Source organism: Secundilactobacillus pentosiphilus (assembly GCF_002217985.1).
GTDB classification, from domain to species: domain Bacteria; phylum Bacillota; class Bacilli; order Lactobacillales; family Lactobacillaceae; genus Secundilactobacillus; species Secundilactobacillus pentosiphilus.
Genome location: NZ_BCMI01000042.1, coordinates 1 through 9,942 on the forward strand (window position 1 = coordinate 1; position 9,942 = coordinate 9,942).

General features: G+C 38.7%; 17 protein-coding genes. 8 read left to right on the forward strand and 9 right to left on the reverse strand.

The window, feature by feature from the left end; all coding sequences use genetic code 11:
* Positions 1-38: 38 nt before the first annotated feature.
* The 9 genes from CES81_RS12525 to CES81_RS12555 all read right to left on the reverse strand — a co-directional run bounded on the left by CES81_RS12525 (position 39) and on the right by CES81_RS12555 (position 3,337).
* Positions 39-593, reverse strand: a complete 555-nt coding sequence (locus CES81_RS12525; protein ID WP_089122057.1) for a host-nuclease inhibitor Gam family protein — start codon at positions 591-593, stop codon at positions 39-41.
* Positions 590-775 (reverse strand): hypothetical protein, encoded by a 186-nt coding sequence (locus tag CES81_RS12530; RefSeq protein WP_089122058.1) that lies wholly within the window; start codon positions 773-775, stop codon positions 590-592. The genes CES81_RS12525 and CES81_RS12530 overlap by 4 nt, the downstream gene beginning before the upstream one ends.
* On the reverse strand, positions 775-909 hold the full coding sequence (locus CES81_RS13765) for a hypothetical protein (RefSeq protein WP_263850026.1): 135 nt from the start codon (positions 907-909) through the stop codon (positions 775-777). Before CES81_RS13765 ends, CES81_RS12530 begins: the two co-directional genes overlap by 1 nt.
* Before the next feature lie 184 nt (positions 910-1,093).
* Positions 1,094-1,237 carry a hypothetical protein gene (locus tag CES81_RS13620; protein ID WP_180949815.1) on the reverse strand — a complete coding sequence of 48 codons (144 nt, stop codon included), beginning with the start codon at positions 1,235-1,237 and terminating at the stop codon, positions 1,094-1,096.
* A gap of 5 nt (positions 1,238-1,242) precedes the next feature.
* Complete coding sequence (locus CES81_RS12535; protein WP_089122059.1) at positions 1,243-1,587, reverse strand: DUF771 domain-containing protein; 345 nt, start codon at positions 1,585-1,587, stop codon at positions 1,243-1,245.
* A gap of 17 nt (positions 1,588-1,604) precedes the next feature.
* Positions 1,605-2,111, reverse strand: a complete 507-nt coding sequence (locus CES81_RS12540; protein WP_089122060.1) for a hypothetical protein — start codon at positions 2,109-2,111, stop codon at positions 1,605-1,607.
* 81 nt (positions 2,112-2,192) lie between these two features.
* On the reverse strand, positions 2,193-2,396 hold the full coding sequence (locus tag CES81_RS12545; RefSeq protein WP_089122061.1) for a hypothetical protein: 204 nt from the start codon (positions 2,394-2,396) through the stop codon (positions 2,193-2,195).
* Entirely contained in the window at positions 2,393-3,109 is a 717-nt protein-coding gene (locus CES81_RS12550) for a Rha family transcriptional regulator (RefSeq protein WP_089122062.1), read from the reverse strand. Before CES81_RS12550 ends, CES81_RS12545 begins: the two co-directional genes overlap by 4 nt.
* Positions 3,110-3,139: 30 nt before the next feature.
* Positions 3,140-3,337 (reverse strand): helix-turn-helix transcriptional regulator, encoded by a 198-nt coding sequence (locus CES81_RS12555; protein ID WP_089122063.1) that lies wholly within the window; start codon positions 3,335-3,337, stop codon positions 3,140-3,142.
* 140 nt (positions 3,338-3,477) lie between these two features.
* On the opposite strand from CES81_RS12555, the gene CES81_RS12560 reads away from it, so the two are divergent.
* From CES81_RS12560 to CES81_RS12595, 8 genes are all read left to right on the forward strand, one after another.
* Complete coding sequence (locus tag CES81_RS12560; protein ID WP_089122064.1) at positions 3,478-3,813, forward strand: helix-turn-helix domain-containing protein; 336 nt, start codon at positions 3,478-3,480, stop codon at positions 3,811-3,813.
* Between the two features lie 5 nt (positions 3,814-3,818).
* Complete coding sequence (locus CES81_RS12565; RefSeq protein WP_089122065.1) at positions 3,819-4,220, forward strand: ImmA/IrrE family metallo-endopeptidase; 402 nt, start codon at positions 3,819-3,821, stop codon at positions 4,218-4,220.
* Positions 4,192-5,388: a DUF4428 domain-containing protein gene (locus tag CES81_RS12570; protein ID WP_089122066.1), complete on the forward strand. Its 1,197-nt coding sequence runs from the start codon at positions 4,192-4,194 to the stop codon at positions 5,386-5,388. The genes CES81_RS12565 and CES81_RS12570 overlap by 29 nt, the downstream gene beginning before the upstream one ends.
* A 43-nt stretch (positions 5,389-5,431) precedes the next feature.
* The gene (locus CES81_RS12575; RefSeq protein WP_089122067.1) at positions 5,432-6,313 is read left to right on the forward strand and encodes a hypothetical protein; all 882 of its coding nucleotides are present in this window, start codon (positions 5,432-5,434) and stop codon (positions 6,311-6,313) included.
* A 46-nt stretch (positions 6,314-6,359) separates the two neighbouring features.
* Entirely contained in the window at positions 6,360-6,704 is a 345-nt protein-coding gene (locus CES81_RS12580) for a hypothetical protein (RefSeq protein ID WP_089122068.1), read from the forward strand.
* Positions 6,705-6,910: 206 nt separating this feature from the next.
* The gene (locus CES81_RS12585; RefSeq protein ID WP_089122069.1) at positions 6,911-7,741 is read left to right on the forward strand and encodes a HipA family kinase; all 831 of its coding nucleotides are present in this window, start codon (positions 6,911-6,913) and stop codon (positions 7,739-7,741) included.
* Positions 7,728-8,564, forward strand: a complete 837-nt coding sequence (locus tag CES81_RS12590; protein WP_089122070.1) for a DUF3037 domain-containing protein — start codon at positions 7,728-7,730, stop codon at positions 8,562-8,564. Before CES81_RS12585 ends, CES81_RS12590 begins: the two co-directional genes overlap by 14 nt.
* Before the next feature lie 53 nt (positions 8,565-8,617).
* The gene (locus CES81_RS12595) at positions 8,618-9,757 is read left to right on the forward strand and encodes a tyrosine-type recombinase/integrase (RefSeq protein ID WP_089122071.1); all 1,140 of its coding nucleotides are present in this window, start codon (positions 8,618-8,620) and stop codon (positions 9,755-9,757) included.
* Positions 9,758-9,942: the final 185 nt, after the last annotated feature.

Below are 9,942 nucleotides of genomic sequence, written 5' to 3' on the forward strand. Positions count from 1 at the left end.
CATCTTTTTGGCAATTTCCTTGGTTGATTCGCTGGTTTTCATAGTGATACCCTCGTTTCGTTGAAATGGAACGTTACTTTAGTTGTAGACTCTTTAGGTGTAGCGCCTTCGATGATTTGACCATCTTCGTTGACGTACTTGCCACCTTCGGTAAACTTGAATTCCTTCTTAATTTTGGCTTTATCTGGCTCTTTCTTAGTCCGAATAAAGTTGTCCATTCCTTGCTTTTCCAGGCTCTCTAATACCTTGTTATCGGACCAGTTCACACCAGCCGGTGATTTACGTGTGCTGACCATGCCATAGGGAGTATCAACACGGAATTTAGGATCCTTCTTACGCTGTTCAAATAAGTAATCAGTTAATAGCCCTTCGAGATACTCGCGACTGTCTGCGTTAGCTTCTAGCTTACGTTTGAGCCAAGCGTTGATACTGTCAATCTGCTCTTGAGCAGCTTTTTTAAATTCCTTGTCCTGGTCGGCTGAAGCTTTGAGTTTTCGCATTGCCCAAGAAGCTGAGCTGACATCAGTTACTTGAAATGTTTTCTTTTCGGTACTGGTTTCTTCTAAATCGTCCTTAATCAATGGATTCATCATGCTTGATCACTCCTTGTCTGTAATTGAAAAAGCTTCATTTCAGTGGCATATAACTGCCGGAAGTCATGTGACAGTTGCTTGATGTCATCAACACCTGTCTTGCTGATACGTTTCTTTAGTCCTTCGATTAACGTTTGGTAGGCTACAATCAATTCATAGTCAGTGGTTTGTGTACGAATCATTAACTGTCTTCCTCCTCGCCTTCAACCTGATCCCAATATTCTTCATCAGCTAGTTCTTCGGCTTCTTTGTCGGAATCTTGGTCCTTGTAGTACTGGTCTTCTAACTGCTGGTAATATCTATCTTCGTTGTACATATGAAAGCCCTCCTACTGATTGCAACAGTCGCCCTGATGCAGTAGAATTGAACTGTAATATATTTACTAGAGCTAATAACTCTGGTGTGAGCTTTGGCCTGCATGCCAAGGCTATTTTTTTATGCCGTTTTGGTGCCGTATAAATCATTGGTGAACTTAGTTTTAACTGCATGCTGCAACCCCCTTATTTGATGCCGAAAAAGTCTTGCGGATCTTTGACCGCTTCATACACTGCCCAAGCTATCCCACCAGCAAGTGCTAAACCAATCAGCCCGAGAAATCCGTCAATCAGGCAATGCCCGAAAAATACATAATCATTCACGTTCACTTAACTCACTCCCATCTATAATGATGACTGCGGTTAAATTCGATCAGTTCCTCTGCTGGAATGTGCCAGCCGTTGTGTGACTGGTCAAAGTCGATGAAGCCACCTTTTTCAATGTCTAGCTCATCACGGTGCTGAAAGAGATAATCGGCTGCCCGCTTAGTGCTCTTCAGGTGATAGACCCGTTTAGCAAACTCTTTAAGCGTCCACATCTCCGGTAAAGCTCGTTCGTTTTCCTTGCGCCACTTTTCAAAGGCATTGACCTGCTTCGGGTCGGTGATGACCACTGCTTCAGGAAACGTTAGCTTCACCAGATTAAGCAGCTGCTGCTTGTCAACTTTGACGGTGTCCATTTAAATCACCTCCTTTTTTATCCTCCTAACTGCTTGTTGAATTCCTTGATGGGTTCCTTGGGATCAATGTCATTGTATTGGCACCATTCTAGAAATTCGGTGATTTTAGAACCGATTTCTTCTGGAAACTCCTTGTTAAAAGAATCAATGTTCTTCCAATCCTGTTGGGTTCGTTTCTCTGGTGGAACTGTGGCACTCTCAAATGCAGCATCCTGAATCCGTTCACGATCAATTTCTTGTTTATGGGCATTGGTAACGGCGGCAAACAAGCCGTCCTTAAGCCGTGAGCTTTTGAAAAATGAGATAACCCCGTAGTTCTCGCGTGCAGCGGAATATTTGAAAAACCAATCATCAACAAGCTTTCCGATGCGTTGTAGCGTATCGTTGTCCATCTTGCGTAATCCTTGACGCCAACGACTAATTGAAGCCTTACTTGCTGGTACGTCATGTGCTAATTTTGTAGAAGGCGATTTGAGCTTGGAATGTTTCAAAGCTAAATCTAATTGCACTGCTTCTTTGTACACAATCATCATCTCCAATCGGTAAAAGGCCGATAATTAATTTCCATAAAAATAAATTACAATTTGATTAGGTCAAAGAGACCGTTAGCTATTTAGATATAAATCAGACATTCCAAGTAGGTCGGCGATTGCGGCCAATCGTTCTTCATTGAATTGCTGTAACTCATGGACGGTAATTAAATGAACTACCCCAGACTGATCACGTTGATATGGAACGTGTGACGACTCTGAATTATTAAAATCAAACAATGTTTTCAAATTGTCACGAACAGTATCTTGTTCACTCATTTGATCACTTTCAACTCATTCTTAATTTTCTGTAACCCTTTATCGAAGTAAAGCCATTGAGGCACTTCTTTATCGGAATATCGTGACTTGCCATTACTCCAGCGGCCATATTCGTTTTGACCAGGTTGCTCAGCTTTGACGCCAATTCGTTTAGCAATGCGGCCCACCATGTTGCCACTAATGCCTAATTTTTTACCAACCTCACCGGCTGAATATTCTTTTTGCTGCATAGCTGGAATGGTCATCTCGCCAGTAATTGCTTCGGCTGCTTTTGCAAGCAATGCCTGTTTAGCTGAATCCGACTTAGTAGCCTTGGCGATACGGAACAACGCATTTGCTTTGCGTGTCTTGGCATTTGTGATAGCTAATTCAGCTTGAAGGACTGGATCTAGTTTCTTACGTGGCACTTGTTTCAGCGATTGTTCCATCGTATTGAACGCATCAATATATTGAATCTTGAACTTGGCGGCTTCTTTACCGGTGAAACCCATTGCCAGTAGTGTGAACCCATCACGATTCATGTAAATCATTCGATATTGCTTACCACGGTTCTCATAGGTTCCTTCAGCAAACATTGATTTGGCGGCCGAATTTTCGGCTACCAGATTATCAATGCTTTCAATCACATGCTTGTGTTGTTTCTCAAATGTTTTTGCGACTTGTAAGCTGCTTGTGACAGCCTGCTTGTCTTTCATGATTACTAAATCATTCATTTGCTCGCCTCCTTCTGCTTTTTTTCACTCTTAGTGAACGGTTTGAGCAAAAAAAAGTTCGTCCACCGTTTTCCCATAGAATCTTGCCATTTTCCACATTGTTTCTTTAGAAGGATTTTTCTCACCGGTTTCAACCTTAGCAAGCATTGAATAGCTAATTCCAATCCCTTTTGCTGCATTAATTTGGCTCAATCCCTTTTCTTTTCTAGCCTTTTGTAAAGGATTCATCGTATCACCTCCATCACTCTACGTGAATACTATATCATCACCTAGAGTGAGAGTCAACACTTATAGTGAAATTGATTGAATTAAGTTCACTTTCACTATAAGTGATAGTATTATATAAATAAATACAAGGAGTGAATAAAATGACTAATGGTCAAAGGATTGCCTATCTTCGTAAACAAAAAAATGAGAGTCAAAGTGAATTAGCTAAATCTGTGAACGTTAGTCCAAGCACCATTGGCATGTGGGAAACTGATCAAAGGGCCATTAAGGACAGTGATCTATCTCACTTAGCCGATCATTTTGGTGTAACTGTTGATTATATTCTTGGAAGGCCAGAACCTAATGACGGTTTGAGAGTTGCAGCACACATGGATGATGATTTAACTCCTGAGCAAAAGAAAAATATTGAAGACTACATTGAATTTCAAAAAGCGCAATATAGGAAGGATCATGAGCGTACGAGCAAGAAGGACTGATGCCTATGACAGATATTGAGCAGTTAATGGCTCGCTATCCACAATTTGAATATCAATTCAAGCACTCAATGCCTGATGGCCTTAAAGGGCTTACTATTAACGACAAGATTATCATTAGTGCCGATTTGTCTGATTGTGAAAAACTCCAATGGCTTTATGAAGAAATCGGCCATGCCCTTACGTCCGCCGGAGATATTACCGATTATCATGCTGGCTCAAATTGTCAGCAGGAAAAACGTGCGCGAAAATGGGGAATGGAACATCACATTCCATATAAAGAAATCATGAAATATAAAAAGGACAGCTATGAAACTGATTATGACATCGCAAATGATTTAGGCGTACAAATCGATTACTTACATACGGTTGGGTTTATGTATGGCCTTAAATATAAATCTGTTGATTAGCACGGGAAAGGACAAAAAGATGAGTAATAAATGTCCAATTGATGATAAGCGGCTTTTGATTTTTAATAAGGTAAAAGTCAAAGATGGTTATATCTGCTCTCACTGCCGCAATAAGATTGGTTTAAAACCGTCAACTTACGGCTATGATAGATTTCGCCAAACTCTTACTATTAGTCAAATAAAGAAAATGATTGCGAATGGAGAAACTATCGATCCAAAAAAATGGCGCAAGGCGGACCAAGAAAAAAAGAACGCTGAAATTGCTGCTCAAAAGGAAAAGCAGCACATTGAAGAACAAAAGCAACAAGAAACTTTAGACTGGATGAAGAACGGAGATCTCACGGATGTAGCTCGAGGAACAGATAAACTAATTCTCCATAAAAATGAATATTTGTTTTATGAGATAACTGGAGACGTTCCTTGGTACGAAGAAAGAACCCATACAGAACGAAGCGGATACAGCGGGATAGGAGCTAGCTTTAGAGTAGCCAAAGGGATTTATGTTCACTCTGGTCGAAGTTATCCTATGAGTAGAAAATATACTCAAAACGAAATAGTTCACAGCGGGGAAATTTTATTAACCAATAAAAGATTATTATTAGTCGGTCCTAACGACTCAGCACAGATTAGTCTTTCGTCGATAGTAAATGTAACACCCTATACAGATGGCATTACGATTCAAAAAAATCGGGGTAAAGATGTAACCTTAGGGGGCTTTGATGGTGAAGAGCTATCTATTCTTATATCGCGACTTGCGTCAAATGATCTACACGCCCATTCATACTATGTAGATCCAAGTGCAAGCAATGGTATTTCAGTAGATAATCTCGTACAAGAGTTTTCAAAAGACTATCCTATTAGATATGATAAAGAGCAACGCATTCTTGATATTGCCGTTGAAACCGACATTTCAGCATTGAGAAATGTTTATATAGTGGAGTATGAAAAATATAACGGTATCGTAGAAGACCTTATTAATAAATCCAACTATATAGTTCAAAACTTTGAAAGTGCCGTTAATCTTACTGGATATACGATAAAATTTTATGCCGATAAAAAATTTGAAATTTTAACATTTCAATTTAAAAACGGGCAAATGGAATATTTGTTATTTACAGATCCTAAATTTATAGATTATTTAAATGACACACACATTACGGGAGATTAACCATTTGCAGAGTAAAAGCAGCTTAGAGTTGCAGGGGGAAATTATGAAACTAAGAAATTCAATCGCGCTGGGCATCGTAGCACTGACGTTGGGCATTGTGTCCGCCACACAAATTCAAGCTAGCACACGCCACTACACAACAATCCCAACATCGCTGCGGGGACATTGGTATCACAAGAGCGGTGGCGAGTATGCCAAAGTATTTTTTTCGAAGTATCACTATCGTTTCAACAGTAGCAATGGTGGTTGGACCGATATTTCTGGAACAACTTTTCCAAGCTACGGAAACGGCCATAGCAACTTATCTGTTAGCAAGCGTAATAAAAAGGGATATTACTATATTGGTAAATACGCTACTGATGAGTGGTCTTATTGGAAACGCGTAAAACATAATGGCACTTCTGCCTTGAAAATGTATACCCCACTTTTGCCGTATAATTATAAAATTACTTATTACTATCATCTTTCATATTACAAAACCATAAGCCACAAATTTCGAACAGCTGACAACACAGATTTCTTCTACAACACTTGGAGTCCGGCATACTTGGATATGAATTCAGATAGTGCGGATCTTTATAGCTCCTACCAAGACGCTAAAGATGAAACAAATTCTGTCACTACCTTTTCTGATTCAACGAAACAAATAGAAGCTAAATGGATCAGCAAAACTCAACAAGATAATGTCTTGGAACTTAAAATTAACGGTCAAATCTATTATGAAAATAACAATTATCATGATATTCGGCCATACAGTGCTTCAAGAAGAAGCGATGGAATTTGGTCAAATTTCAAGCCGACCAGTCCATACGCCCGATTAAAAAAAGGGACGAACATTTACGAAGGTACTGAATGGACTTTCTACAATAATGCCAATATCAAAACTTATCGATACAATGGCTCAAAATGGAAGTTTGAGTATTAGCAATTCCTGCATAAAAAAGCAGCCCGGAGGCTGCGAGGAGGAAAAAATGAAACTAAGAAAATCAATTTTACTTGGAGCTACAGCATTAACGTTAGGAACTGGAATTTCTACAATTCGGGTTTCGGCTAACCATAACTTCTTTTACTGGGAACATCCACACTGGGTCACGGTTACCAAGAAATCCACCATTTATAAAATTAAGAATACAAATCCTCTCTACAAAAGTTATGTGGTTAACAAATATCAAGTTTATCCTGGTCATCATTTACTAATCCACCATGCCGCTAGTTTTGACTGGCAAGTCGAAAGTGGACATTTCAATTCAAATGGTTATTACACTTATGCAGTTGGACGATCAAGTTACAGTTGGTTTAGATCTGGAATTCACTAAGAAGACCGGAGGCTGCGGATAGTCCAAATACTAAATGATGAAGGGAATTATTGATAACACAATAGGTGCCAATAAATATCTTGAAAACTGCAGGGAGGAAAAAACGTGGAAAAGTTAAAGGCAGAATATCATATTAAGAATCGTTTTGATATTTCAAAATATTAAGATGAAATTTGCAAAGCTTTATTAATTGTTGAAGGGTATGATTGACCTTGCTAGAAATTGATACTATAATTCACCAAATGAAAGCTGGAAATAGCCAACCATTTTTAGTGTCTTGTAATGATTCAAAACAATACGTAATGAAATGCCTAAATAATACTACCAATGGAAAGGCCTTATTTAATGAGTTAATTGCGTATCGGCTATCAAACCTGTTAAAAATTGATTCTCCAAAGTCCGGTATTGCCAAATTACCTAAAAATATAGTAGAATCAAACACTCTTCTATTAAATAATGAAAGCCGCTATGGGAAATGCTTTGTATCTCAGTTAATTAATGGAGTTTCACTAGGAATTAACCCTATTACTGTTTCTTCAATTTCAAATATAAACATTTTTCCTAAGTTGGTATTTTTTGATACATTTCTTATGAATTCTGATCGTGCTGATAATAAAGGAAACTGGTTTATCACGAAAAAAGATAAAAAATTAATTGCCCTAGATCATACCAATATATTTCGTATAGCACAAATTTGGGATAGCGCATCTTTAGCACAAGATTCACAAAATCCACCAGAAATCATTAAACAAATTGATGATTTGTCATACAGGTTGCTTGCAGAAAGATATAAAAAAAATAACCCGCAAACGCACCATCCTTTTTCACCAATAGCTAGGATTTTTAAAAATCTATCTGACAAAGAAATTCATTCTTGCTTTTCTAAAATACCTTCCGAATGGAAAATATCAGATACAGACTTACAAGCTGCACAAAATTTTATATTATTCCAAAGGGAACATTCTACTGACATAGTTAATGAATTAGATCAAAAATTTGGTTTTAACAAGGGAGGTTATCAACATGGAAAATTTTAAAATGTTTTATGCGGTTTTGCGTTATATTCCAAGCTCAATTCGCATGGAATCTATTAACATCGGAATTGTCGTTCATATTCCGTCATTGGAGTACTCTCATTTTTATCGTCTAAAAAACACTAGGCGTGTCGCTTCTTTTGATGATGAATATGATAAAGATTTCTTTAAAATGACTATAGATTCCTTACGCTTTGACTTAAATTATCCAACAGATACTGACCAATCTCCTTTATCCCTTGGATATGAAAATCGTTTTAATAATATAAATCATGACAGTTTTTTACAAGAGAAAATTTCCTTTTTATCTAACGGATTCCAATTTTCCCCAATCCAAATTTTACAGACCAATTATCAAGATTGGAAAAATGATGTTAATGGATTGAAGAAGACATTTTTATATTATGATCGTCCTAAATCACAACGCATAACTAGACGAGAAGTCGAGAAAATATTATCTAAAAATTTAAGGTCTTATAATCTTAGTAATGTTCAAAGGCATCCCGATATCAAGGGCGATTTTAGTGATGAAGCTATTTTTGATTTTAAAGTTGGTAATAAATATATCAAAGCACTTTCATTTGATTATGCGCGAAAGTCGACTATGGCTACAGAATTGAAAAGTGCACTGTATGACCTCAACCAAACTATCTCAAAAAAGAAGGTTTCTCACGTTATAATTGCTACAAATGATGATTACAGTTCCAAAGCTGATAGTCCGTATGAAGAGTTTTCCAATAATTTAAAATATATTGAAGCAACATATGATAACACCAATATTAAATTAGTTCCGTTATCAGAATTTCGACAAGCCTTAAACGAGTAAATAAAAGCCCCTATCAGGGCTTTTATTTTACATTCAACTAAGAAGGTGTAACCGTGTCAATCCGCAAAATGTCCAATGGCCGGTATCAAGCCCGGGTCAGTTACCGCGATGGTGTGAAATATCGGCAAAGATCCCGCATGTTCAAACGCAAGTCGGAAGCTGAACTCTGGGAAAGCAACATGAAAGTTGACTTAAACAACGGGGCTGATCTCAAACGCCGTGACATTAGTTTTGCCGATTACTTCTGTAGCTGGGTAGAAGTCTACAAGACCCACGGTGTCAGCCAGCACACTAATGATATGTACCTGCTGACGTACAAACATCTTAATGCCTACTTCGGCGGTATCAAGCTGACTGACATCAGCCGTGAAGACTATCAGAAATTCATGAATGAGTTCGGCGAGAATCACGGGATCGCCACCTCACGGAAAACCAACCAGCAAATTCGATCAGCCGTGCAGAACGCCCTGGCTGATAACATCATCAATCGGGACTTCACCTTCCGAGTTAAAGTAACTGGGGACAAGCCTAAACCGCAGGAAGATAAGTTCCTCGATTTAGATGAATACGAAAAGTTGCGTGCCTACCTGATCGAACATGCTGACTTCAACAGCATTTCTAACTGCATGCTGTTGTTTCAATTAGAAACTGGCTGCCGGTTTGAAGAAGCTGCCGGCATCACTTGGGATCATATCGACTTCAATATTGGTATCATCACCATCAACCGCCAATGGGTGCCCCGTGAGCACAACTTCGGGCCAACTAAGGGAAATGGACAAGCAGACGGCAAGATAACCGTACCACACTCATTTTTGAGCTTCCTGACGGATTTACAACAGCAGGCCACGGATTACTTTGCTGACCAGGGTTTGAAGTATACGAAGCTCAATAAGCTCGATTTAGTCTTCTACAGCAAATGGCGCACGATCATCACCAATGATGCGGCTAACTCCGCTTTAAGGGCGATCTGCACCAAGCTGGATATTAAGAGTGTCTCCAGCCATGCCATGCGTCACACCCATGCCAGTGTGCTGATTCAGAATGGTGCCAGCCTCCCCTACGTTCAGCACCGATTACGCCATAAGAAACTAGAAACCACCGTGAACAACTATATCCATCTGATTGAAAAAGTGAACGGCGAATCCGATCAGTTGACCATGAAATTAATGAGCAAGGGATTCCCAAAAAAATAGGTGGCAATGTGTTACAATATGTACGAATAAAGCTTAAAAAAGGGCAAAATAAGACTGGTTATAGTTTAATTAGTTTTTAACTTCTTGAATTATTCAGTAATTACGAGTTTGTGAAATTTTAAGAGTGTTGATATATCAGCCACCATATAAGATATTAAAGAGAGATACGTTCCCCGTGCGGGTGA

Excerpts from the sequence above, each read along its gene's own strand:
- CES81_RS12525 (WP_089122057.1), bottom strand. The coding sequence starts at position 593 with ATGATGAATCCATTGATTAAGGACGATTTAGAAGAAACCAGTACCGAA.
- CES81_RS12530 (WP_089122058.1), bottom strand. The coding sequence starts at position 775 with ATGATTCGTACACAAACCACTGACTATGAATTGATTGTAGCCTACCAA.
- CES81_RS13765 (WP_263850026.1), bottom strand. The coding sequence starts at position 909 with ATGTACAACGAAGATAGATATTACCAGCAGTTAGAAGACCAGTACTAC.
- CES81_RS12535 (WP_089122059.1), bottom strand. The coding sequence starts at position 1,587 with ATGGACACCGTCAAAGTTGACAAGCAGCAGCTGCTTAATCTGGTGAAG.
- CES81_RS12545 (WP_089122061.1), bottom strand. The coding sequence starts at position 2,396 with ATGAGTGAACAAGATACTGTTCGTGACAATTTGAAAACATTGTTTGAT.
- CES81_RS12550 (WP_089122062.1), bottom strand. The coding sequence starts at position 3,109 with ATGAATGATTTAGTAATCATGAAAGACAAGCAGGCTGTCACAAGCAGC.
- CES81_RS12555 (WP_089122063.1), bottom strand. The coding sequence starts at position 3,337 with ATGAATCCTTTACAAAAGGCTAGAAAAGAAAAGGGATTGAGCCAAATT.
- CES81_RS12560 (WP_089122064.1), top strand. The coding sequence starts at position 3,478 with ATGACTAATGGTCAAAGGATTGCCTATCTTCGTAAACAAAAAAATGAG.
- CES81_RS12565 (WP_089122065.1), top strand. The coding sequence starts at position 3,819 with ATGACAGATATTGAGCAGTTAATGGCTCGCTATCCACAATTTGAATAT.
- CES81_RS12570 (WP_089122066.1), top strand. The coding sequence starts at position 4,192 with ATGGCCTTAAATATAAATCTGTTGATTAGCACGGGAAAGGACAAAAAG.
- CES81_RS12575 (WP_089122067.1), top strand. The coding sequence starts at position 5,432 with ATGAAACTAAGAAATTCAATCGCGCTGGGCATCGTAGCACTGACGTTG.
- CES81_RS12580 (WP_089122068.1), top strand. The coding sequence starts at position 6,360 with ATGAAACTAAGAAAATCAATTTTACTTGGAGCTACAGCATTAACGTTA.
- CES81_RS12590 (WP_089122070.1), top strand. The coding sequence starts at position 7,728 with ATGGAAAATTTTAAAATGTTTTATGCGGTTTTGCGTTATATTCCAAGC.